This is a genomic window from Aerococcus mictus, assembly GCF_003286595.3.
Classification (GTDB): Bacteria; Bacillota; Bacilli; order Lactobacillales; family Aerococcaceae; genus Aerococcus; species Aerococcus mictus.
The window spans coordinates 649,575-673,253 of sequence record NZ_CP132985.1 but is presented as its reverse complement, the minus strand read 5'-3'; the positions used below and the strand labels follow the sequence as shown (position 1 = coordinate 673,253).

Here is a 23,679-nt window from a genome sequence, read left to right as displayed (position 1 = left end):
CTTCACCTTCTCTCTGTTAGTTATTAGGGATAGAGGACCAGAAAGACGTCGAGGTCTTTGTGATAAGTGGCTAAAAAGCTTTGAATGGTATTTTTTGCCACTGACAAGGCCTGGTCCTTGGGATAACCATATACTCCAGCGGATATTAAAGGAAAGGCCAGCGACTTTACCGGGATACTAGCAGCTAGCTGGAGAGACTCTAGGTAGCAAGAAGTTAATAGCGCTTCTTCTTCCTGGTCGCCACCCTGCCAAACTGGCCCTACCGTGTGAATCACATAATCAGCGGGTAATTGATAGCCGCGGGTTAATTTTGCCTGACCAGTTGGACAGCCTCCTAATTGCTTGCATTCAGCCAAAAGTTCAGGGCCAGCCGCCTGGTGAATGGCCCCATCAACACCTCCTCCTCCTAGCAGAGAGGAGTTGGCTGCATTGACAATGGCTTCTACTTCCACTTGGGTAATATCCCCATGAATGATTTGAAATGTCATATCAGTGCTCGCTTTCTAATAATGCTTTTCGGCTAAGAAAATTATAAACCATGACCACAAGAATGCCAGCTAATTTAGCCAGATGGGCGTCCAGGCGTAGTTGCTCTATCAGTAGGTATAAGATCAGTTCTTGAATCAGCAAGCCTGAAAGAGCTAAGACTAAAAACAGGAGAAATTCCCGCCAGCGCTCCTCCTTAGAAAAGCTAGACTGAAAGACAAAGCGCATACTGGCCCAATAGTTAAAGACTAAAGAAAGCATAAAGGCGCACAAATTAGCCCCTAAGTAATGGCATTGCCAGCTGATTAATAAGCTAAAGACGAAAAAATCAAGAAGCGTGCTTAGACCACCTACCAGGATAAAGCGCATAATTTGCCTGATCATCTTTTCCCACCCACTTTTCTTTTTAGAGGTCACTTACTTTTAACTGATAAAAAACGTGCCAGCTTTAAGCTAATTGGTCACTAGATCATTAGCTTAAAAGCCTAAGCACGTTGTCAAGTTAACTAGTCTTTTACACCATAACTATCAATTTCTGCATGGATCATGTTAATGAATTCATCTAAGTCCACAGTTTCTGTTTTCTTAGAGCCATAACGACGAACGGTTACCGTGCCATTTTCAATTTCATTGTCACCAAAGACTAATTGATAAGGCACTTTGCGGGTTTGGGCTTCACGAATCTTGTAACCCATTTTTTCATTCCGGTCATCAACCTCAATCCGGAGCCCTTCACTACGCATACGGTTAGCCACTTGGTAGACATAATCCGCATGTTGGTTTTCATTCACTGGGATTAAGATGGCTTGTTGTGGAGCTAACCAAGTTGGGAAGGCGCCCTTATATTCTTCAATTAAGTAAGCTACAAAACGTTCCATAGTGGAAACAATTCCCCGATGGATCATCACAGGACGGTGGGTATTTTGACCATCTTCACCAACATAGGTCACATCGAATTTTTCCGGTAGGAGGAAGTCCAATTGGATGGTTGAAAGGGTTTCCTCATTACCAAGGGCAGTTTTCACTTGGACATCCAACTTAGGTCCGTAGAAGGCCGCTTCCCCTTCGGCTTCAAAATAGTCCAAGCCTAATTCATCCATAGCTTCCTTTAACATGGATTGGGCTTTTTCCCACATTTCATCATCATCAAAGTATTTCTTGGTATCTTTAGGGTCGCGGTAACTTAAACGATAACGGTAGTCAGTAATATTGAAGTCATGGTAGGCATCTTGCATGAAGCGTAAAATGCTCTTGAATTCGTCCTTAATTTGGTCTAAACGTACAAAGATATGGGAGTCATTCAAGGTCATTTCTCTTACCCGTTGTAAACCGGATAGGGCCCCTGATTTTTCATAACGGTGCATCATCCCTAGTTCAGCAATACGGATAGGGAGTTCCCGGTAAGAATGCACCTTATTTTGGTAAACCCGGATGTGGTGAGGGCAGTTCATTGGACGTAGGACAAAGCTTTCACCATCTTCAAAATCCATGGTTGGGAACATGTCGTCACTATAATGGTCCCAGTGACCCGACGTCTTGTATAAGTCTACATCAGCCATGATTGGGGTATAGACGTGTTGGTAACCGGCTTGAACTTCCTTGTCGACAATATAGCGTTCAACTTGACGGCGAATGGTTGCTCCGTTTGGTAACCAGAATGGCAGACCTTGACCAGTTTTAGGATCAATCATAAAGAGGTCTAATTCTTTACCAATTTTACGGTGGTCACGTTCCTTAGCTTCTTCGCGACGTTTAAGATCCTCTTTAAGGTCTTTTTCATTGAAGTAACTGGTCCCATAAACCCTTTGCATCATGGCATTGTCAGAGTTTCCTCGCCAATAAGCTCCTGCTAAGGAAAGTAATTTAAAGTGTTTAATATAGCCTGTTGAAGGCACATGGCCGCCCCGGCAGAGGTCAGTAAATTCTCCTTGGCTATAGGTGGTAAGGCTGGCATCTTCAGGTAGATCAGCAATAATTTCTAACTTATAAGGGTCATTTTTAAAGATTTCCTTGGCTTCTTCACGGCTTACTTCCTTACCTACCACTGGGTAGTCTTCTTTAACAATCTTTTCCATCTCAGCTTCAACCCGTGGCAAGTCTTCCTCACTCACTTGTTGGCCTTGACCATTATCGGTGTCATAGTAGAAGCCATTTTCGATGGCTGGTCCTACCCCAAATTTAATGTCAGGATAGAGACGGCGCAAAGCTTGAGCCAGTAAATGGGCGCTGGAATGGCGGAGAATATCTAAGGCTTCTTGCTCAGTTTCTTTATTCTTAGGATCGATTAAACGAATGCTACCATCACTTTCAATCGCTTCATCTAAGCCCTTTAATTCATCATTTAAAGTGTAAGCAACCACCCGTTTGGCTAAAGAATTGCTAATGGATTTAGCCACATCGCGGCCACTCACACCGGATTCAAATTCCTTTACACTTTGATCAGGAAAAGTTAACTGTATCATTTTATCAAATTCCTCCTATAAAAAAATCCCTTCTGAGCATGCTCAGAAGGGACGATTACTAATTCATATCGTGGTTCCACCCTAGTTTACACCTATAGTGTCTCTAGTACGCTGATAACGTTGCGCTAACGTCATATAGAAAGTCTAAGAAGTGGTATCCTATAAAACCTGTCAGGCATTTGCACCATCTAGCCTGTCTCTCCTACAAGTTGATTATATTCAGTCTTCTATCACTGACTTGCTTTAATTAAAGCACTTTTTATGAAACAATTCAAGCTTTTATTTAGGAAAGTGAACGGACTCTAATTCGAATAGCGACGGTTGCGCCCGGACATGGTTACTTCCTCGCTCAAATAACGAACCCTTTCCATAATCCGCTGCGCCTTCACCGTTTCCGAATCTCCTTGATTAGTATGGGCCAAATGATTTTCTAATTCCTGCATGGAGAAATTAGAAGTGAAAAAAGTAGCCTGGCCTTGACTCATACGGTTCTGCAAGAGAACCCCTAAGACTTCATCACGGACCCAAGCCGAATTACTTTCAGCACCAATATCATCAATCATCAATACTTGGGCTTCTTGGAGGCTCTTGAGTCGCTGGTTAACACGATTATCTTTAATGGCACTCTTGATCTCACTAATAAAAGTGGGATAGTGGAACAAGGTGGTAGTAAAACCATGTTCAGCCAAGTGGTTAGCCACAGCTGCCGCTAAGTAGGACTTACCCACACCAAAGGGACCATGTAAGTAAAGGCCTTGATGAAATTGCTTGGGCTTAGACTGCATGGCTTCAACAAAATCAATGGCCTTCTCCAAGGCAGCTTGACGTTTGGGATCGGTCAGGTCAAAGTTTTGGAAGGAGGCTTGCTTTAAATCCTTAGGCATTTCCAGTAAAGTGACCCGTTGCTTTTTCTCCCGCTCTTTTTGGGCGGCGAGAAATTCATCAGTCGCCTGGTATTCAATATCAATATAATTAAAATTCATAATGAGCTTAGGATAGAAATTAGGAAATTTGGGCCTTTTCCCCGCCCTGATCCGTTCTTTTTCTTGAACAAATTCATAGAGTTTCGATATCGAACGGTCAATCGTTTCTTGGTCCAAGTCTTCTTTATGCTTATCAATAAATTGTCTAACATCCGGATCACTCAAGACTTGGGCCTTGGTTTGGTCTAAGCGTTGGCGAAAGTTGCCTTTATTGAGCTCATGGCTGATATCTTCCCCAATATTTCTCATTCGTCTCCCTCCTCACTATTCAATGCCCGAATCCGATCGGCTAAGGCTTGGACACTTTTATGGTCCATTTTTTCCTCTTTATCTGTCGTCTCTTGTTTTTGATTAAACCAAGCGGGCTGTAATTCTTGATAGGTTTTGCGTTTGGTATTTTGCCGCTTATTTTTATTTTGTCTTTGTTTTTGAATCCGTTTAGTCCGTTTGTTGAGATAAGTGAGTGCCTGTTCCGGACTTTGAATATTTTTTTGACTCCAATCATCCACTGTCCGCTCAAAGGTCGACCGGACAATACTTGAACTTTCCTGGCTGATCAAATAATAGTGAATCATAATGTTCAAGGTTGGTCCATCGATAAGTCCCTTATTCATGACCATCTCTAAGGTTTTTATCTCGTTGGTAGTTAGATAGCCGTTTTTTTGTTCTTTGATAGTCTTAGCAAAGGTTAGGGGCGGATAAGCCTTAGCCGCCTTGATCAAGGCTAGACTAGCTTCATCCTGATTTTCTTTGGGTAAATCCTGACCCTGACTTTCGGTCTGCCGCTTGGCTTGGTCCATTTGATAGTCAGGTCGTTTTTTTACCGGTTGGTTCGCCATGGCCTTGATCACTAGGCCTTGGTAGTAATTAATGTCCACTTGGTTGGTTCTTAGATTACTTGCCTTAATGGCAAATTGGGACAGGGCAACTTCATCCAAGCCATAGAGAGCATGGAGGCTTTGGGTCATCTCCTTAACTTCTTGACTGACCGCCCGCTCACTGAGGAAAGACCTTTGTACCAACTCAGTAAAATAAGCCATATCAAAATCACTGACCAGGCTAGTTTTTATAAGGGATTTATTCGGCTTCTTTAGCAAGCTTTGCTTTTCGCTTTCAGTCAATTGGCGACTGCTTTGAGACAGGTGAAAAACATCCTGAAAAGTCGCTGTGACCTCCTGCCAATCATTTTCCTGACTATCAGCAATCTTTTCAAAGCTAAAGCGGTCCAATAAGCGATTAAAACGCTCTTCCCCCACATGGTCTAAAAGTAAGCTAGTCATTAGGCTATCCTTAAAAAACTGCTCAGAAGAAACCGGTGCTAACAACTGATAGAGGGCCTGAACTGGGGCTTGACCACTTTGCTGGGTGTAGCTACGTAAGAGACCAATGGCTTCTAATCGGCGCCTACTTCTGACATAGCGTTCTTTAGAAAAAACCAATTGGTCCATAATTTCCCCATGATTAATTACTTCTGACTGATAAGTCGAACGGTCGATATAGGCATAGAGAGTCATATAGAGAGCAAAGGCCTCAGCCCCAATAATTGGTTGGTAGAGATAGGTTAAGACTTCCAGATCGGCATTGGAAACAATTTGGGTGAGGATAATTTTTAGAGGTTCACGTGGATTTAACTTTTCCCATGGATTCAAGGCCGATCTTCCTCCGCATTATTGGCTTCTAAGTCTAAATTCGTTTGCCCCTCCGCGTTATTTTTTTGCATTTGCTTCAGCTGCTCAATTTCTTGCAAAAAGACAGTAGGATCTTCAAAGTGGCGGTAGACACTGGCATAGCGAATATAGGAAACTTCATCGATCTTGGGCAAAATATCCATGACCATTTCCCCTATTAGGGTCGAAGGAACCTCGTTTTGCCCTTTTTGACGAATGTCCGATTCGATATTCTTAACCACATCTTCTAAGGTTTCTAGGGCAATTGGTCGTTTTTCACAGGACCTCACTAAGCCCCGTAATAATTTTTCTTTGGAAAATTCTTCCCGGGTACCGTCCCGTTTGATAACCAGTAAAGGCATCTTCTCTACTCGTTCAAAGGTCGTGAAGCGAAAATCACATTGCGTACATAGGCGTCGCCTTCTTATCGATGTATTTTCCTCCACAGGCCGACTATCGATTACCTTCGTATTATTATCTTGACATCTGGGGCAGCGCACAATATTCACCTTCCTTGGACATTTTCTAAAATATTTCTTTTATTAATTATAGCACAGTTTAAAGCCGGAAGGATAAGGGGGCAAAAGCCAGCTTAGCCAGCTTATTTTTTGGCTTGAAAGCCTTGGATACTCAACCAGGCCTCGACTTGCTGTTCCGTTTGCTGGATGCTGCCCTGGTTATCAATCACAATATCTGCCCAGCGAAGTTTCTGTTCAATATTATATTGCGACAGCATGCGGTCAAAGGCCTCGTCTTCACTTAAATTATCCCGGTCCATCAGTCGTTGCAATTGAATGCTTTCTGGAACATAGACCAACATCACCGCATCACAAGCGTTCTGGTACTTGGTCTCATAGAGTAAAGGAATATCCAAAATAATCAATTGATGGCCCTGGTCTTGGTAAGACTGGGCTTGGTCGTTGACCCAGTCATAGATATAAGGCAAGAGCAGTTGATTAAGAGCTTTGAGTTGATCCTTATCTGTAAAGACCACATCCCCTAATTTCTTCCGATTAAGGGTGCCATTGGGAAAGAGAAAATCCTCTCCAAAATGCTCTTTTATAGCTTGTAAACCCTGTGTTCCCGGCTCAACGACAGCTCGAGCCCCCAGGTCTGCATCCACTACCGGAAAACCAACTTTTTTAAAATAATTAGAAACAGTAGATTTTCCTGTAGCAATTGACCCTGTTAATCCTAAGCGAAAAGTCATTCATACACTCCCTTTATTTCTGACAATTGGGACAAAAATGCGTCCCTCGCTGTCCTAACTTAATTTTCTCAATGCTTCTTCCACAATTTAAACAGGCTTGGCCCTGGCGCTGGTAAACCTTGAGATAATTTTGATATTGGCCGCCCTCCCCTAAGGTGTTCTGATAGGTCCGCACACTAGAGCCGCCTAAGTCTACCGCTCGACTCAGTATCTCTCGCATGGCTTCTAATAGGAGCAAGGTCTCTTGGTCAGTCAACGAATTGGCTGGCCGACCTGGATAAATTCCCGCTTGAAATAGAGATTCATCAGCATAAATATTACCAATTCCGGCAATTTTTTGCTGGTCCAGTATTAATGATTTAATGGGCCGCTTAGACGTCGCTAATATTTTTTGGAATTGATCCAAGCTGATATCCCAGGGTTCTGGACCGAGTTTTAAATTTTTAATAGCTTGGGGCATATCTTGGCGAGAAAATAAGGATATCCGACCAAATTTACGCACATCATGATAGCGTAGGTCCCTGCCATCACGCAAGTGACAGATGAGGTGACTATGCTTTAAAACCGGCGTCTGCCTATCGCAGACAAAATACTTGCCTTCCATCCGCAGATGGCTAATCCAGGCGTAATCGCTCCAATAAAAAAACAGGTATTTTCCATAACGGTCGACCCGTTCAAAGGTCTCCCCTCGCATGGCTTGGCGAAAGAGTTGAGGGGGGCAATTAATAATCTTGGGCCATTTTACTTCCACATCCTGTATTTGGGCTTGAGGAAGGACTCTATTAAGCCCCCGTCTCACATTTTCTACTTCAGGTAACTCTGGCATTAACTAGCCTCCTTCATCCCGCTAAAACACTGTTAGCAGTCTAACCTATTCTAATCAAACAATAACCATAAATAAAGTAAAGAGTGTGACGGCTGCACTAAAGATCGATAACACTGGAGCTAAAGAGCAAAAATTCTTGAAAAGAATTTCTTGCACTTTAGTGAAGTGGAGATCGATCTGCAGCCGGAGCACGTTTGAAAGAATGCGACGGATGCGCCAAAGGACGAAAACGCTAGGCATACTATATCCTCAGATTCCAATAGCTAAAACAAAAAACGAAGAGAGAACCCTATTCAATAGTCTCCCTTCGTTTATGAAAATGCCAGCAAAGCTAACTTATAGATCAGGCCTTACTTCACTTTATTTGATAGGCTTAGAACCCTTGTCCCAACCTATCCTCTCTATTAAAATTTTTCTTAGATTTTCCTACTTGGCATCATACCAAGTGGACCCATAGTTACTATCAACAATTAAGGGGACGTCTAAGGCAACGGCATTTTCCATGACATCTTTGACTAAGGCAGCTAAGTCTTCTAAGTCCTCTTGGGCCACTTCAAAAATTAACTCATCGTGGACTTGGAGGAGAAGATTTGCCTGAAGATGATGTTCCTTTAGGGCTTGATCCATCTCAACCATGGCTACCTTAATAATGTCGGCTGCCGTTCCTTGAATTGGCGAATTCATCGCAGTTCTTTCGGCAAAGGATCTAACATTATAATTTTTAGCCTTTAAGTCAGGAAGGTAGCGACGGCGGTTAAAGAGGGTCTTAGCGTAACCAGCCTCACGAGCGATTTCCACACTCTTATCCATATATTCAGCCACTTTAGGATAAATTTCAAAATATTTATCAATAAAGGCCTTAGCCTCTTGACGAGAAATCGAAAGGTTTTGACTGAGGCCATAGTCACTAATCCCGTAAACAATCCCAAAATTGACTGCCTTGGCTTGACGTCTCTCATCCTTACTAATGTCCTTTTCATCTTTATGGAAGACTTTACCCGCTGTGGCAGTATGGATATCCTTATTTTCTTTAAAGGCTTCTTGAAGATGAGGGTCTCCAGAAACATGGGCAAGGACACGTAATTCAATTTGCGAATAGTCCGATGAGAAAATGACCCAGTCCGGATGAGAAGGCACAAAGGCTTGGCGAATTTTACGCCCCTCTTCGGTACGGATAGGAATATTTTGTAAGTTCGGATCAGCTGAGCTTAAGCGCCCGGTAGTGGTTAGGGTTTGAATAAAACGACTGTGTACCTTGCCATCTTGGTGGATGTAATCAAGAATCCCTTGGACGTAAGTGGATTGGAGCTTAGCTAATTGCCGATAGGCTAAGATCAAATCAATGATGGGCACCCCTTGTAATTTTTCCAATTCAGATTGGGCCGTTGAATAATTACCGGACTTGGTTTTCTTGCCACCCTTTAGGCCCATATCTTCAAAGAGAATCTTGCTCAGCTGTTGGGTGGAATTAATATTAAATTCAACCCCGGCTTCCCGGTAAATTTCTTCTTGCAGCTGGTCAAGTTGTTCTTCATAAGACTGAGATAAACCTTCTAGTCTGCTGCGGTCAACGGAAATTCCCATAATTTCCATTTTAGCTAGAACTTGGGCTAAAGGGAGTTCAATTTTTTGGTAAAGTTCGACCATCTCATCCGCTTCTAGGCGATCTTTAATAATAGGTAGTAGGTCATTAATGACAGATACCTTAGCTACCAGGTGTTCATAAAGACGGGTTTTATCTTCAGGTACCGCCACTTTCTTGCCTTTCCCATAGACTTCACTATCATAGGCTAGATAATCCAAATTGAATTCTCGGGCCACATTAGCCACATCGCCACTCAAATCACGGGCATGAATGAGATAGGAAGCGATAAGAACATCATCACTGACTCCTTCTAGCTCCATACCCAAACGTTTTAAGATCACTTGGCTGCGCTTAGCATCATAGAGAACCTTTTTAGCGTGGGGATCTTCTATCCAATTTTTAAAAGCTTGGCTTTCCTTCACCAGGTCTGGAGAGGCCAAATAGATGTGATTCTTATTCCCCCAAACAACGTAGATTAACTCCCCTTCATGGTAATTATTTTCGAACATTTCTAGATAGAGGGCTGTTTGGTCTTGGGTGAAATGCTTAGCTTCAAGGTGGTCAAGGACTTGATATTCAGGGACTTCCCAGCTGGAATCCTCTAATTCAAAGTCAGCGTCAGTCCCAGAGTTAGCTAAGAATTTTTCCATAAATTGCTTGAAGTTCATCTCACGATAAAAGTTAACCAAATCTTGAGCCTGAATGCCTTGGCATTTTAAGTCTGTCAGGGATTTTTCAACTGGAGCATCAAGAATAATCCGAGCTAATTTTTTGGATAAAAAGGCCTGATCCTTATCCTTGACTAAGTTTTCCTTACGTTTTTTCCCGGAAACTTGATCGATATTAGCATAGACCTCTTCCATGGAACCAAATTCCTGGATTAGTTTCAAGGCGGTCTTCTCCCCAATTCCAGTCACACCAGGATAATTATCGGAATTATCGCCCATCAACCCCTTAACATCAATGAGTTGTTCAGGGCTGATCCCTTGGTCTGCTTGGATGGATTGGGGAGTATAGGAATCAATATTAGTCACTCCCTTACGGTTAATATCTACCCTAACCTGGTCCCTAGCCAGTTGAATCAAGTCCTTATCGCCAGAGATAATCACTACATCCATACCAGCCTCTGCGCCTCTTTGGGACAGGGTACCGATGATATCATCCGCTTCATAATTTGCTAATTCATAGTGGGCAATACCAAAAGCATCCAGCAATTTATTAAAATAAGGCATCTGTTCTATAAATTCTTGTGGTGTTTTATCCCGGCCACCCTTGTATTCATGATAATATGCCGTCCGAAAGGTGGTCTTACCAGCATCCCAAGCCACCAGGGCATGGCTAGGCTTTTCTTTTTCTAAGACGTGGGTCAACATCAAGTGAAAAGCATATAGGGCATTGGTATGTAGGCCGTTATTATTTTTAAAACGATTTAAATCATGCATGGCAAAGAAAGCCCGAAAGGCTAATGATGAGCCATCGAATAGCAATAATTTTTCTTGCTTGGACAAGTTGATTCTCCTTTACAATCTTAATGGTCCATATATTGGGGAAGAACAGTTAGCATGGCATCCATAACATTTTTTTCTCCCGTGGTTTCATTATTAGTAATGACATGAATTGTGAGGTAGCCCTTTAATTCATCAACTCTTAAAATTTCAAAATGAAAGGTCAGGGTCACATGATGATAGATGGGGTTATTAATCGTAAAATTCAATTCCACCAAATCTGAATGGGGGCCAGGGAATTGACCTGAAACTGTCCGTGTTACGGCTCCAATTAGAGCAATGGGCGGAATTTGGGCGCCCTCCTTACCAGGTAGATAAAGGGGATTATGATCATCCGTTACTCCCATGTAGAGCATGATATCGCGTTCACGAAAAGATTCCGTTGTGGAAAAAGTATCGCCCACTTGAAATCTTCTTTTCTGATTTTGCTTTTCTTCCATTAGCCACCACTCTTCTCCCTTATATTTTAAGTATTTCTTTTATTTTAGCAAAAGCAAGCCCAGTTGACAAAAAGCCTAGCTAGGCAAAAATAAGAGCCAATGATTAAAAAAGTCTGACCAGACTGGCTAGGTCAGCGATGACTTAGAGACAGTGGTCAGACTTTTCAAGTGCTTTTATATTTTATTGTGGAATAACCAATTGTTGGCCAGGTAAAATCAATGAGTTGGCCTTTAATTGATTGGCTGCCAGTAATTGGTTTAAGGAAACCCCATGGTTAAGTGCAATTCGATATAAGTTATCCCCGGCCTTAATTTGATAAGTATTGGCCGCTTGAACTTGACTGACTGGCTTAGGGCTGGCTGGCCTTTGACTAGAAGTTGGTGCACTAATTTCTTGACTAGCACTTACTCCTGATTTAGCTGTGGGTTGATAAGCAGCTTTAGCCGCTAAATTTAATTTTTGCCCTACATAAATCGCATTGGAAGTTAAGCCGTTCATTTCTTTTAACTGGTTCACAGTCAGGCCTTGGTTACGAGCAATGCGGTAGAGGGTATCCCCAGCTTGGACTTGGTAGACCCCTGCCTGACTACCATTATGACTTGGTCTTGGATTATTGGCAGCTGGGCTATTGTTGGAGGGCTTATGACTGCCTTGGCTAGTTTGGTTAGTAAAGACTTGACCTGGATAAATGAAATTCGAAGTTAAGCCATACTTAGCCTTTAAAGTATCAACTGTCATTCCTAAGTGCCGTGCCACTGTCCACAAGCCGTCACCAGCTTGAACGGTGTAAGACTTGTAACCTGCATTGCTTTGACCTTGAGATTGCTTATTGGTATTTGTCACTACTGGACTAGCTGAGTTTTGTTTTTGCCCAGGAGCATAGAGAACCTGACCAGGGTAGATAAAGTTAGTAGTCAAGCCATTAGCAGCTTTAACTGCTTCAATGGTCGTTCCCAAGTTCTTAGCAACCGTCCATAAACCATCTCCAGCTTGGACCTTATAGGACTGTTTGGCAGACTGAGCGGGCTTTGCAACAGGGCTAGAAGGTCTTACTGGTGAGCTCGTGTTTGTTTTGGCTGGACTGGATGAGCTTGCCCCGGCGTAAAGGACTTGCCCAGGGTAAATCAGGTTGGAACTGAGGCCGTTAGCTTGTTTGACTGCCTCAATACTAGTTCCCAGTTGGCGAGCTACTGTCCATAAGCCGTCACCAGGTTTCACCACATAGGACCGTCCGCCTGGTTGAGCTGTAGGCGTGCTTACTTGGCTAGAATTTGTTTGATTGTTACTAATCGTTTTTCCTGGCGTATCGTATTGGCTTAAATTATTCTTAGCGATAATGCTATTTAATTTGCTGCCATAGGAAGTATCAGTTGCATAGCGACCGGTTAACCAAGCCGTGGCATCCTTATAGGAATTGGTGTTGCTCTTCCAGGCCCCACTATAGAAATTAGGGTTCCAAGAAGTTCCATTTTTTAGGACACCAACATAATCGATGAGGGATTCCCGGTAAGATGGATACATCCGAAAGCCATCATTAATTTGATAATAATTTCCGCGACCATCATCCTCTAGGGTGTTAAAATTAGCTGTTTTCCCTCTATAATTACCCTTGATACCAAAGAGATTATTATAGGGCGCTTGAGATAAGCGGCTAGATCCCCAGCCTGATTCTAAGGCTGCTTGTGCCATCATCACAGAAGCATAAAGGTCATTTTGATTGGCTAAGTCATAGGCGTAAGGTAAAATTTTATTAAGAAAATTATTACTAGTAGGTGCCAAAGTCGTTGCTTGGACGGGTGTATAGTTTGCCAATGCATCGGCCCCAGCAATAGCAACTACGGAGCTCAATAAAACCGCACTGGTCTTAATAAGTTTCTTGGACTTTTCTTGATGACCTGTCATAATATTAGAAATCCCCTCTCATCATCTAGAATTACTCATTAATAATTATAGTATAAATCGCGAGGAAAAAAATGCCTTTTAACAAAAGATGGGATTCTTAATATTCGTAATAATTTTGTAACATTGCTAGCGTATAATAGAAGCAATTCGATAGAATGCGAGGAAAATTTATGTTAAAAAATGTGATCGAAGTCAGCCATCACATTATCAAAGGACATTTACAAACCAGCATGACTGCCTTAGACGCCACTATTGGCAATGGCCATGATACCTTACTCTTAGCTCAAATCGTTGGCCAATCAGGCCAAGTTTATGGCTTTGACCTCCAAGAACAAGCCATTGAAGCTACTCAAGCCTTATTAGAAAAACACCACTGTCAAAAACAAGTGAGGCTTTACCATGATTCTCACGCTAACATTTCTAAGTATCTGAAGACTGGTGACTGCTTGGACCTGGTGGTTTTTAACTTGGGTTACCTCCCTAAGGGAGATAAAAGCATTATTACCAAGCCTAAGTCGACAATCCCAGCTATCGAGTCTAGTCTTTCACGGTTAAAACCTGGTGGAATCCTCTTAGTGGCGGCCTACTTGGGCCATCCTGGAGGAATTGAAGAAGCTTCGGCGATTCAAGACTACCTCAGTCAAATCGACCAAGATCAGTATAGCGCTAGTCACTTTGAATTCCTTAACCAAAAGCACCTCCCCCCAAAATTATTTCTTGTCGAGAGGAGATCCTAGTATGAATAAAGTGAAACCTCTGCTAAAAAACTTCCAACAGTCCTTTTCTTGGCCAAATTTTTGCTTTCAGCTTTCCTGGCTCTTATTAACCTTCCTCCCCGGATTAAAAGCAATCTGGTCCACCGAAATTATCAATTTTTATGGCCTAGTTCTGGCTTTTATCTTCCAGTGGCTCAACCAGGAACTCTTTTTACTCTTTAGCTTTGGGGAAAAGCATTCCCTGATCGGCCAAACTAAAGCTTTACTTCTCATCGAATGTCTTTGCTTTATAGTTATTTTTTTATTGGCCTTTTCTTTCGGCTGGCTGGCTTTAGCCCTAGGCATTCTTATCTGGCTCTTGACTCATAGTCATATGATCAGCCAGCAATGGAACCCTTACCTAGCCATCATTATCTATTCCGGGCAATTGTTATTGATGAATAATCTCCTAGAATATTTAAATTTTTCGACCTTTCTTACCGCTTTTAGCCTAAGCTATTGGCTAATTTACTTGGGGTTTTTAGCAACTTTGACCCAATTGATCACAAAAACTAAAAAAAGCTTGGTTCTCTGGGGAGTCCTACTAATGATTGCAGCCATCCCAGTCGCCATTTTCTTCAAACAAGACCAAGTCTCACTAGTTATTGGTCTCATTTTCATAAGCATTGTCTGTCTATTCAGTAAGCACTATCAAGAAAAAAATAACCACCATGAAAACTAACCCTCTTTGCCCCCGGCAAGAGGGTTTTTAGCTTACTAAGATTAGCTTGCACCTATCACAGTAAACCTTGTTCCCTTAAGCTGATAAAAGAGCTATGCCCCACCACTAAATGGTCCAAAAGTTCAACCCCGATTATTTTTCCTGCTTCTTTTAAGCGTTTGGTGAATTCAATATCCTCTGGGGAGGGCTCCGGATTTCCTGAGGGATGGTTGTGGCCTACCATAATTCGGGCAGCCGATACCCTAACCGCTTCTTTATAGATTTCCCGAGGATGGGCCACCGACATATTTAACCCGCCGATAAAGATAATCTGTTTTTTGATCACTTCATTTTTAGTATTTAAATAAAAGACCAAGACCTTCTCTTGATGACTATCGGCTAATTCACTGAGATAATAGTCCCCTGCTTCCTGACTTGAATGAATGGTTCCCAATTTTATTAACCGAGCTTGGTATAAACGCTTGGAGAACTCAAAAATAGCCTGGAGTTCCACTGCCTTAGCCTTACCAATGCCTTCAATGGCCAGTAATTCTTCCGTAGCAGCCATTTTCAATTGATATAAGTCTTCAAAATGGTTCAAGAGTTTATGGGCTAACTGGATGGCTGACCCATATTTGCCCCCTGATCGTAAAATAATAGCCAGCAATTCATAAGTTGGCAAACTATTGGCCCCATATTCCATTAAACGCTCCCGCGGTCTAGACGATTCGGGCAAGGTTTTAATAGGAATACATGTTTTTTTACTATCCATATCTAAGCCACCTCCACCCTATATAGCCGCGAATACCCTTTGAATTCGTCAAACAGCGAAGAGTTAAAAAAACAAAAAGATCAGAATCCTTAAAATCCTGATCTTCTTTTTTATAACTTCTTATAAGAAAAATGTGTCTATTCTACTGTTACCGATTTAGCCAGATTTCTGGGCTTATCGACATCTAAGCCGCGATCAATAGTCGCATAGTAAGCGAGGAGTTGAGCGGGGATGACTGTAATCAATGGCGTTAATAAATCATGCACATGGGGGAGGACAATTTGGTCCCCTTCTTGGTCTAGTCCTTCCATAGCAATAATTAAATTATGGGCGCCACGTGAGCGAGTCTCTTCCACATTACCACGAGTTAACAGGGCGGTCTTGGCTTGGCTAATGATCGCCACAACAGGGACGCCATCTTCGATCAATGAAATGGTACCATGTTTTAATTCTCCAGAAGCAAAACCTTCTGTTTGAATATAAGAGACCTCTTTTAATTTCAAAGCCGCTTCAACAGAAACCGCATAATCTAGGCCACGACCAATATAAAAGGCTGATCTTTGGTCTTTAAAGTAATCGGTTGCCAGTTGATGGAAATAATCCGCTTGGCCAACCACTTCATCCATGGCTTGGGCAGCAATTGATAATTCATGTTTTAAGTCAAAAGGAAGATTCAAGCCCTTCTTACGAGCAATTTGATCAGCAATAATTGCTAAAACTGTTATTTGTCCAGTATAAGCCTTGGTAGAAGCCACCGCAATTTCAGGGCCCACATGCAAGAGTAAAGTATAGTCAGCCTCCCGTGATAAGGTAGACCCTGGCACATTGGTAATGGTTAAGGAAGGATAACCTTGGGCATTGGTTTGGACTAGGACTTGGCGGCTATCCGCTGTTTCACCAGATTGGGTTAAATAGATAAAGAATGGTTTCTCAGGTAAAAGTGGCGGATTATAAGAGAATTCCGAAGCCACATGAACCTCTGTAGGAACCTTAGCAATTCTTTCCAGAAGGACTTTACCAACTAAACCAGCATGCATACTAGTCCCAGCGGCTACAATAAAGATACGGTCACTTTCAGCAATAGCTTCAACCAGGTCACGGTCGATACTTAATTGTCCTTGATCATTTTCATAGGCTTGAATAATTTTACGGATGGCTGCTGGTTGTTCTACGATTTCTTTTTCCATGTAGTAGTCATAGGTGCCCTTTTCTAAATCGTCAGCATCCAGACTAGCAGTATAAGGATCTCTGCTTACGACTTCACCCGCTAAATTCTCAATAGTCACTTGGTCTTTACTTAGGGTGACTAATTCACCATCATGGATTTCAATATATTGGTCAGTATAGGCGATCGAAGCCATGGCATCAGAAGCGATGGTATTAAAGCCTTGCCCTTTTCCAATTAGGAGCGGGCTCTTATTCTTAGCTGCATAAAGGTGGTCAGGATCTTCTGTATCAATCAAGCCTAAAGCATAGGACCCTTCTAAGAGGTCAACTGTTTTTCTTAGAGCGCTTGGAGCATCAATGTTTTCTTCACGGCTAAATTTCGCAAGCAATTCCACGACAACTTCGGTATCAGTATCCGAATAAAAATCAACATCAGCTAAATAATCATTTTTTAAGGCTTGGTAGTTTTCAATCACCCCATTATGAACCAAGGCAAAGCGGCCATCATGGGATAAATGAGGATGGGCGTTAGGGACTGATGGCACCCCATGGGTTGCCCAGCGTGTATGACCTATCCCTAAATGAGCCGGGATAGACAGATCGACTTCTTCGCGTAATTGAGCAATCCGCCCTTTGACTTTAAAGAGGTGTCCTTGGTCTTCTTCATCGACCACATAGATTCCCGCTGAGTCATAGCCCCGGTATTCTAGGCGTTCTAAGCCCTTCAAAAGCACCTCTTGAGCCCGCATTTCGCCAATAAATCCTACAATTCCACACATAAATAGTTTCCTCCTAAAAATACCCATCACTTAATGGGCACACTGATATTAACTACTTAAGCACGAGAAAAGGATTTTGTTTCATTTGCTAAAAATGATTTTTGTGCTTTTCTATGGATTGTGCAACCCCTAGGCCACCCGCCGAATCTTCGATAAACCTAGTCCTCGTCACTGAAAAAATACTTTAATCAGTCAGGCGCTATCTGTCTATAACAGATTTTATTAATAACATTTAAGTAGTAATTACATCCTAGGCTATTGTTAAAAGCTTGTCAATATAGGCAGAGCCCCTGTTAACAAAATTAAGTAAAATTTATAAAAATAAAAAGAAAGAGTGTGACATAAATTAAAAAGGCTAGGACTTTAACCCTAGCCTCTTCTAATCAATTAGAAAAGTTTATCATCCACTAATTCGTAGCCTTTAAATCAGCTAAGCGTTCTTTAGTAGCTTGGTATTTTTGTTGGTAATCTTTGCCTTTTTGACGCTCTTTCTCTACTAGGTCAGCGGGAGCATTATTAACAAAGCCTTGGTTGGCTAGTTTCTTGTCTACCCGTTCAACTTCACTGGCCCATTTAGCGAGTTCCGCTTCTAAGCGTTGAATTTCTTCATCGATGTCAATGAAACCTGCTAAAGGAAGGTAAATTTCCCCATCACTAAAGAATAGGGTCATGGCTTGGTCAGGAATTTCCGTATCTAAGGCCATTTTTAATTCACTTGGATTAGCAAAGCGATTAATGTATTCTTTGTTTTCCTCTAACATGGTCAAAATTTCTTGAGAATTGGCTTTGACATGAATAGCAATTGGCTTGGAAGGTGCGACATTGTTTTCATTCCGTGCCGTACGGATAGAGCGAATAAAGGAAATCAAAGCCTCCATATGGCGAGCAGCTTCTTGGTGGATTTGACTTTCTTCGACTTCAGGATACTTAGCCGTCACAATAGAATTGCCTTGGTGAGGAATATGTTGCCAGATTTCTTCGGTAACAAAAGGCATAATGGGGTGAAGTAGGGCTAACATTTGTTCCAAGACATAGCTGAGGACGCTTCTGGTCGTATGTTTGGCGTCTTCATCATCACCTTGTAAGACTTCCTTACTCATTTCAATATACCAGTCACAGAAGTCATTCCAAATAAAGTGATAAAGGGCCCGACCAGCTTCACCAAATTCAAAGGCATCAAAACGGTCAGTCACCTTGGCAATGGTTTCATTTAAGCGAGTCAAAATCCACTGGTCAACAATGGAAGTGACCTTACTTAGATCAATGTCATCATAGGTCATCCCATCCAAGTTCATCAAGGCATAGCGGGAAGCATTCCAAATTTTATTGATAAAGTTCCATGCCGCTTCCAATTTTTCTGGATAGTAGCGGATATCTTGGCCTGGCGTTGACCCTGTGGCTAAGAACCAGCGTAAAGCGTCAGCCCCGTATTGGTCAACAACGTCCATAGGGTCCACTCCGTTGCCCAGTGACTTAGACATTTTTCGCCCTTGGGAGTCGCGAATCAAACCGTGAATAAGAACATTTTTGAAAGGACGTTCTCCGGTAAATTCTAATGATTGGAAGATCATCCGACTGACCCAGAAGAAAATAATATCATAACCGGTTACCAAGGTGTCTGTTGGGAAGTAACGCTTATAGTCGCTAGCCTCTTCATCTGGCCAACCCATAGTGGAGAATGGCCAGAGAGCACTTGAAAACCAGGTATCTAAGACATCAGGATCTTGCACCCAATTTTCTTCATCCTCAGGCGCTTCCATCCCAACATAGACTTCCCCACTATCCTTATGGTACCAAGCAGGAATTTGGTGTCCCCACCAGAGTTGGCGGGAAATAACCCAGTCATGAACATTTTCCATCCAGGAAACAAAGGTCTGTTCGAAACGTGGTGGGTAGAAGTCGACACGGTTTTCGGTATTTTGATTGTCTAGGGCTTGCTTAGCTAAGGGAGCCATCTTCACAAACCATTGGGTCGAAAGTCTTGGTTCTACCACAGCGTCAGAGCGTTCGGAGTGACCCACACTGTGGACAATCTCTTCAATGTCTACCAAGCTACCCTCAGCTTTTAAGTCTTCAACAATGGCTTGACGGCATTCATCCCGGGTCATGCCTTGGTACTTGCCGGCATTTTCGTTCATTGTACCGTCATCATTCATGACGTTAATCCGCTCTAAATTGTGGCGGTTGCCCACCGCAAAGTCATTAGGATCATGGGCTGGGGTGATTTTAACCACACCAGTACCAAAGTCACGGTCGACATAGTCATCACTAATCACAGGAATTTCTCTACCCACAATTGGTAGGATAACGGTCTTACCGATGTAGTCTTGGTAGCGTTCATCATCAGGGTGGACCGCAACGGCTGTGTCCCCTAACAGGGTTTCTGGACGGGTAGTGGCTAGGCGCAAGGAGCCTGACCCATCAGCCAGAGGGTATTCCAAATGATAGAAAGCGCCCTTGTCATCTTTGTAGACCACTTCAATATCTGATAAGGCAGTTTGGAAGACCGGATCCCAATTAATAATGTACTCACCCCGGTAAATAAGGCCCTTTTCATACAAGGTCACAAAAACTTTACGTACTGCTTCTGATAAGCCCTCATCTAGGGTAAAACGTTCCCGGTTATAATCGACAGAAATCCCCATTTTGGCCCATTGGTTACGAATGGTTTGGGCATATTCTTCTTTCCATTCCCAGGTTTTGTCGATGAATTTTTCCCGGCCTAAGTCATAACGGGAAAGATTCTCCTCTTTACGTAACTTTTCTTCGACTTTGGCTTGGGTAGCAATTCCCGCATGGTCCATCCCAGGTAACCACAAGGTATCATAGCCTTGCATGCGTTTTTGGCGGACAATCATGTCTTGGAGGGTTACATCCCAGGCATGGCCGAGGTGGAGTTTACCCGTGACATTGGGTGGAGGAATCACCACGGAATAGGCTTCGACTGAAGCATCTCCATTAGGTTCAAAGACTTTTTTATCGAGCCATTGGTCATAACGGCCTGCTTCTACCTCATTAGGATTATATTTTTTGGGCATATCAATTTCTTGCACTAAAAAGCACCTCTCTTTATGGAATGATTTATTGATTCTATCTGAAATAAGTAAAAAAGCCCTAGCTTCCTGTTTAGGGAAGATAGGGCGCTAAGTGCACGGTGCCACCTATATTTATGACTGGATGATAACGGCATCGACCGGACAGTTCAGTTTGTAAGCAACCATGCCTTTTTCTCTTGATGGCCTCTCACCAAACGCCACTCGCTTCACCGATTCAAAAGCAACCTCTTACGCATTACCTTTACTTATTTTCCATTTAGTTTAACAAGAAAGCTGGGAAAAAGCAATTTAATTTCAAGGTCTAGGCTAACCAACCGTGGTCGTTCTGAGTCCTCCCCTTGGGTGAAGAAACATAGGGATTGCCTTTCACATAAAAGCGTAACGGTTTATGGGTCCACTCGCCCTTATTGGGAATACCGATACGGGGACCTCGAGCAATCTCTGCTACTGGTCTTGGCTCACGGAAATCAATAGTCAAGGGGTCTTGTAAAACCGACGTTCCGTAGTCGACTTCCTTATCGACCCCTAAAGCTTGAGATAATTTGCCCGGCCCATTCGTTAAGAGCCTGCGCTGGTCTTGTTTGCGCCGACTCTGCATGAGGTCAATTCCTTCCACGGGTTCCAGGGCTCGTATCAATACCCCTTGGGGTTCATCTTTACTTTGGGTAATCATATTCACACACCAATGACCGTGAATATTATAAATATAAAAAATCCCCGCCTCCTGGTAAAAGGCTTCTAAACTGGCGGTCCGCTTGCCGCCATACACATGGGCCGCTTGGTCACTTTCCCCCAAATAAGCTTCCGTTTCAACAATAATACCACTAGTCACTCCAGCTGAGGACTTTCTTCTTAAACGGCAACCTAATAATTTTTGAGCAATTTCCGGTGTCGATAAATCAGGATCTTTAAAGAAAAGTTCAGCCATTAGTCAGCCGTTCCTTTAGTTTTACCTTCCCATTCATTGAAACCACCCTTTAAGATATAGATGTCTTCATAGCCTTCCTGCTTTAGGACTGAGGCCATTCGCGTGGCAATATTTACCCCATTGTCATAGAGGTAAATCTTTTGGGACCGGTTGAGGCCAGGGGCTTTTTTCAATTGACGAACCTCACTATAAGGGATATTACGGGCGCCAAGAATATGGGATGAACGAAATTCTTGAGCTTCCCGAACATCAATAATTTGAGCTTGATGCATGGTAGCTTGAAAATCTGCTTGGTCAATCATGCTTGCTGATTGCTTTCTTTTAATCCAAAAATAAGCTTGATAAATCAAGAAAGCTAATAAAGCCACGACTAATAATAGATAAATTAAAGTAAAACCACCAATTGTTTGTGCTAATAACATAAATTACTCCTTACTTTTCTGTCTAACTAAATTGGCCGCACCAATCACTCCCGCATCATTACCCAATTGGGCTAAAGAAATTTTGACTTGCCGGAGATTAGGGCGGTAAGTATATTCCTTAAGAATGGGTGTCATTTTGTCAATCAGATACTGGCCGGCATTAGCTACTCCCCCACCCAAAACAATTTGTTCGGGGTTAAAGATGCAGGTTAACTGGCTCAAACAAAGCGCCAAGGCTTTCAAGGACCGTTCCATCACCTTTTCAGCTAATAAATCGCCCGCCTTAGCCGCATCAACAATGCTTTTGACGTCCACCTCTTGGCCTCCACGAAGCTGCTTGGCTAAGGAAGTATCAAAGCGCGAATCCCTAGCATAGTCCTTACTTAAACGCAGGATACCTGTCGCTGAAGCCAAGGTTTCTACACAGCCTCTGGATCCGCAAGTACATAAGTAACCATCGACTTCGCTAGTCATATGGCCAATTTCCCCTGCAGAACCTTGACCTAGCAAGAGCTCGCCCTGGCAGATAATGCCGCCGCCCACGCCCGTTCCTAGGGTAACCAAGATCATATTTTGACTCTTACTTCCTGCCCCTTTGGCGAGTTCACCCAGAGCAGCCACATTGGCATCATTTTCAATATAAACGGGCAGCTGGCCTAAGCGGCTTTGAAACTGGTCGACGACAGTAATCTCATTCTCCCAACCCAGGTTATAGGCCCCAGTAACCGTGCCCCGCTCGCGGTTTATAGCGCCAGGAGATCCCATACCGATCCCCATACAGTCCTTTAGGTCTAAGTGGGCTGCCTCAACACGGTCTTGGATGGTTTTAGCCAGGTTAGAAACAATATTAATCCCATGGTCAGAAGTGTCCGTGGGGATTTGCCACTGATCGATTTTTTCAAGATCTGGAGTAAACAAAGCCAGCTTGGCGGTTGTTCCTCCTAAGTCAATACCAACTATAAATGCCATACTTGCCTCCTAATGTATAAATAGGGTATTAAAAGCCCCATGATTCGCAATAATTATACCAGCAATCACTGAATAAACAAGAATTGATAAGAGGATACTGGTTAGACGGTGTTTAGGATTATTGGTGATAATGAGGGTGGCTAAGAAACCACCGACAATGCCCCCAATATGCCCTGACATATCCACATTGGCCATGAACAAATTCATAACAATATTCAAGATAATTAGGGTCTGGTATTGGTAGCCCATGGCCTGAAAATAGCGGTCATGAGGGTTGAGATAGCGCATGGCTAAGAAGAAAGCAAACAAGCCAAATAGCGCCGTACTGGCTCCTGCTGAAACGCTGGTTGAGAATTGATAACTAAATAAGTTCCCCATAATGCCAGAATAAAGATAGATAAACAAAAAGCGCCAGGAACCAATAATCCCCTCCACTTCACTCCCTAGATACCAGAGGGTAATGGAATTGAATAAGAGATGAGAAAAACCGATATGAACAAAAATTGGCGTAATTAAGCGCCAGTATTGCCCATAGATAGCAATTAAAGCATTTTCCTTAGCACCAAAATGCAGGAGGGTTGAGATACTGAGACTCGATCCCGTGACTTCCATCAAGAGATAAATAATAATTTGAATAGCTAATAAAGCATAGGTGATATAAGCTCTTCTTCGCATTTTAACTCCTCTGTGTCAACTAAGTATAATTACCTATTAACTTTACCATACTTTTTATCGACAAGCTGTCAATTAATAGGTAAATCAAATAAAGCACAATAGACAAGATGACGATAAATATTTGGGCTTTATAATTGAATTTTTTCATGGTTGCGATGATAAGATCAGGCGTCCAAGGCAAAGCGACTCTATCCTTAATATAAGTGATTCTATCAAATGTAAAAGACTTCTTTATGGACCCACAAGGTAATTTAGCTTGGTAGCTTTCATTATACTGCTAAACGTTCTCCTTCTTCATAGGAAAGTTGATAAGATTGTATCTTGTTTGAATAGCATTTAGCGATATTTCGGTAGTATAACCTGCTAGTAAATGATAAGGAATATTTAGACATGAACCCCCCAAAAAACTTGAATACTTGGTCCAGGTC

20 protein-coding genes are annotated in these 23,679 nt (G+C 42.6%); 2 read left to right on the top strand and 18 right to left on the bottom strand.

The genetic code is table 11. The features are described from left to right. Nucleotides 1-23: 23 nt before the first annotated feature. The 11 genes from DBT49_RS03130 to DBT49_RS03080 form a co-directional block, all read right to left on the bottom strand. On the bottom strand, nt 24-488 hold the full coding sequence (locus tag DBT49_RS03130; RefSeq protein WP_070559361.1) for an O-acetyl-ADP-ribose deacetylase: 465 nt from the start codon (nt 486-488) through the stop codon (nt 24-26). 1 nt (nt 489) lies between these two features. Beyond that, nucleotides 490-870 (bottom strand): GtrA family protein, encoded by a 381-nt coding sequence (locus DBT49_RS03125; RefSeq protein WP_070559363.1) that lies wholly within the window; start codon nt 868-870, stop codon nt 490-492. A gap of 122 nt (nt 871-992) precedes the next feature. Then, nucleotides 993-2,948, bottom strand: coding sequence for a threonine--tRNA ligase (gene thrS, locus DBT49_RS03120; RefSeq protein ID WP_070559365.1), 1,956 nt, complete (start codon nt 2,946-2,948; stop codon nt 993-995). A gap of 302 nt (nt 2,949-3,250) precedes the next feature. Further along, nucleotides 3,251-4,180, bottom strand: a complete 930-nt coding sequence (gene dnaI / locus DBT49_RS03115; protein ID WP_070559367.1) for a primosomal protein DnaI — start codon at nt 4,178-4,180, stop codon at nt 3,251-3,253. Further along, entirely contained in the window at nt 4,177-5,580 is a 1,404-nt protein-coding gene (locus DBT49_RS03110) for a DnaD domain protein (RefSeq protein WP_111846178.1), read from the bottom strand. The genes dnaI and DBT49_RS03110 overlap by 4 nt, the downstream gene beginning before the upstream one ends. Next, nucleotides 5,577-6,098 (bottom strand): transcriptional regulator NrdR, encoded by a 522-nt coding sequence (gene nrdR / locus DBT49_RS03105; protein ID WP_070559371.1) that lies wholly within the window; start codon nt 6,096-6,098, stop codon nt 5,577-5,579. Before nrdR ends, DBT49_RS03110 begins: the two co-directional genes overlap by 4 nt. A gap of 101 nt (nt 6,099-6,199) precedes the next feature. Then, the gene (coaE, locus tag DBT49_RS03100) at nt 6,200-6,808 is read right to left on the bottom strand and encodes a dephospho-CoA kinase (RefSeq protein ID WP_070559373.1); all 609 of its coding nucleotides are present in this window, start codon (nt 6,806-6,808) and stop codon (nt 6,200-6,202) included. A gap of 13 nt (nt 6,809-6,821) precedes the next feature. Then, a complete protein-coding gene (gene mutM, locus DBT49_RS03095; protein WP_070559375.1) occupies nt 6,822-7,634 on the bottom strand; it encodes a DNA-formamidopyrimidine glycosylase in 813 nt (270 codons plus the stop codon). 426 nt (nt 7,635-8,060) lie between these two features. Then, nucleotides 8,061-10,727 (bottom strand): DNA polymerase I, encoded by a 2,667-nt coding sequence (gene polA / locus DBT49_RS03090; protein ID WP_070559377.1) that lies wholly within the window; start codon nt 10,725-10,727, stop codon nt 8,061-8,063. A 20-nt stretch (nt 10,728-10,747) separates the two neighbouring features. Then, entirely contained in the window at nt 10,748-11,164 is a 417-nt protein-coding gene (locus DBT49_RS03085; protein WP_064292218.1) for a hotdog family protein, read from the bottom strand. Between the two features lie 181 nt (nt 11,165-11,345). Further along, entirely contained in the window at nt 11,346-13,067 is a 1,722-nt protein-coding gene (locus DBT49_RS03080) for a LysM peptidoglycan-binding domain-containing protein (RefSeq protein ID WP_070559379.1), read from the bottom strand. Between the two features lie 170 nt (nt 13,068-13,237). Between DBT49_RS03080 and DBT49_RS03075 the strand changes: the two genes are divergently transcribed. Together DBT49_RS03075 and DBT49_RS03070 are read left to right on the top strand one after the other, a co-directional pair. Beyond that, the gene (locus DBT49_RS03075) at nt 13,238-13,804 is read left to right on the top strand and encodes a tRNA (mnm(5)s(2)U34)-methyltransferase (protein ID WP_070559381.1); all 567 of its coding nucleotides are present in this window, start codon (nt 13,238-13,240) and stop codon (nt 13,802-13,804) included. Between the two features lies 1 nt (nt 13,805). Beyond that, on the top strand, nt 13,806-14,504 hold the full coding sequence (locus tag DBT49_RS03070) for a hypothetical protein (protein WP_070559383.1): 699 nt from the start codon (nt 13,806-13,808) through the stop codon (nt 14,502-14,504). 55 nt (nt 14,505-14,559) lie between these two features. Here DBT49_RS03070 and radC read toward each other — a convergent pair whose 3' ends face one another. The 7 genes from radC to DBT49_RS03035 all read right to left on the bottom strand — a co-directional run bounded on the left by radC (nt 14,560) and on the right by DBT49_RS03035 (nt 23,251). Next, complete coding sequence (gene radC, locus DBT49_RS03065; RefSeq protein WP_070559389.1) at nt 14,560-15,255, bottom strand: RadC family protein; 696 nt, start codon at nt 15,253-15,255, stop codon at nt 14,560-14,562. 137 nt (nt 15,256-15,392) lie between these two features. Then, entirely contained in the window at nt 15,393-17,201 is a 1,809-nt protein-coding gene (glmS, locus tag DBT49_RS03060) for a glutamine--fructose-6-phosphate transaminase (isomerizing) (RefSeq protein ID WP_070559391.1), read from the bottom strand. A gap of 407 nt (nt 17,202-17,608) precedes the next feature. Then, entirely contained in the window at nt 17,609-20,239 is a 2,631-nt protein-coding gene (locus DBT49_RS03055) for a valine--tRNA ligase (protein WP_070559422.1), read from the bottom strand. A gap of 319 nt (nt 20,240-20,558) precedes the next feature. Continuing rightward, the gene (locus tag DBT49_RS03050) at nt 20,559-21,185 is read right to left on the bottom strand and encodes a DNA-3-methyladenine glycosylase (RefSeq protein ID WP_070559393.1); all 627 of its coding nucleotides are present in this window, start codon (nt 21,183-21,185) and stop codon (nt 20,559-20,561) included. After that, the gene (locus tag DBT49_RS03045; protein WP_070559395.1) at nt 21,185-21,607 is read right to left on the bottom strand and encodes a rhodanese-like domain-containing protein; all 423 of its coding nucleotides are present in this window, start codon (nt 21,605-21,607) and stop codon (nt 21,185-21,187) included. The genes DBT49_RS03050 and DBT49_RS03045 overlap by 1 nt, the downstream gene beginning before the upstream one ends. Nucleotides 21,608-21,610: 3 nt before the next feature. Further along, nucleotides 21,611-22,576: an ROK family glucokinase gene (locus tag DBT49_RS03040; RefSeq protein WP_070559396.1), complete on the bottom strand. Its 966-nt coding sequence runs from the start codon at nt 22,574-22,576 to the stop codon at nt 21,611-21,613. A 9-nt stretch (nt 22,577-22,585) separates the two neighbouring features. Then, nucleotides 22,586-23,251 (bottom strand): rhomboid family intramembrane serine protease, encoded by a 666-nt coding sequence (locus DBT49_RS03035; RefSeq protein WP_070559397.1) that lies wholly within the window; start codon nt 23,249-23,251, stop codon nt 22,586-22,588. Between the last annotated feature and the right edge of the window lie 428 nt (nt 23,252-23,679).

What these genes read in the sequence shown, in the direction of transcription:
- DBT49_RS03130 (WP_070559361.1), bottom strand. Translation starts at nt 488, where the DNA reads ATGACATTTCAAATCATTCATGGGGATATTACCCAAGTGGAAGTAGAA.
- DBT49_RS03125 (WP_070559363.1), bottom strand. Translation starts at nt 870, where the DNA reads ATGATCAGGCAAATTATGCGCTTTATCCTGGTAGGTGGTCTAAGCACG.
- thrS (WP_070559365.1), bottom strand. Translation starts at nt 2,948, where the DNA reads ATGATACAGTTAACTTTTCCTGATCAAAGTGTAAAGGAATTTGAATCC.
- dnaI (WP_070559367.1), bottom strand. Translation starts at nt 4,180, where the DNA reads ATGAGAAATATTGGGGAAGATATCAGCCATGAGCTCAATAAAGGCAAC.
- coaE (WP_070559373.1), bottom strand. Translation starts at nt 6,808, where the DNA reads ATGACTTTTCGCTTAGGATTAACAGGGTCAATTGCTACAGGAAAATCT.
- mutM (WP_070559375.1), bottom strand. Translation starts at nt 7,634, where the DNA reads ATGCCAGAGTTACCTGAAGTAGAAAATGTGAGACGGGGGCTTAATAGA.
- DBT49_RS03085 (WP_064292218.1), bottom strand. Translation starts at nt 11,164, where the DNA reads ATGGAAGAAAAGCAAAATCAGAAAAGAAGATTTCAAGTGGGCGATACT.
- DBT49_RS03080 (WP_070559379.1), bottom strand. Translation starts at nt 13,067, where the DNA reads ATGACAGGTCATCAAGAAAAGTCCAAGAAACTTATTAAGACCAGTGCG.
- DBT49_RS03075 (WP_070559381.1), top strand. Translation starts at nt 13,238, where the DNA reads ATGTTAAAAAATGTGATCGAAGTCAGCCATCACATTATCAAAGGACAT.
- DBT49_RS03070 (WP_070559383.1), top strand. Translation starts at nt 13,806, where the DNA reads ATGAATAAAGTGAAACCTCTGCTAAAAAACTTCCAACAGTCCTTTTCT.
- radC (WP_070559389.1), bottom strand. Translation starts at nt 15,255, where the DNA reads ATGGATAGTAAAAAAACATGTATTCCTATTAAAACCTTGCCCGAATCG.
- glmS (WP_070559391.1), bottom strand. Translation starts at nt 17,201, where the DNA reads ATGTGTGGAATTGTAGGATTTATTGGCGAAATGCGGGCTCAAGAGGTG.
- DBT49_RS03055 (WP_070559422.1), bottom strand. Translation starts at nt 20,239, where the DNA reads ATGCCCAAAAAATATAATCCTAATGAGGTAGAAGCAGGCCGTTATGAC.
- DBT49_RS03050 (WP_070559393.1), bottom strand. Translation starts at nt 21,185, where the DNA reads ATGGCTGAACTTTTCTTTAAAGATCCTGATTTATCGACACCGGAAATT.
- DBT49_RS03045 (WP_070559395.1), bottom strand. Translation starts at nt 21,607, where the DNA reads ATGTTATTAGCACAAACAATTGGTGGTTTTACTTTAATTTATCTATTA.
- DBT49_RS03040 (WP_070559396.1), bottom strand. Translation starts at nt 22,576, where the DNA reads ATGGCATTTATAGTTGGTATTGACTTAGGAGGAACAACCGCCAAGCTG.
- DBT49_RS03035 (WP_070559397.1), bottom strand. Translation starts at nt 23,251, where the DNA reads ATGCGAAGAAGAGCTTATATCACCTATGCTTTATTAGCTATTCAAATT.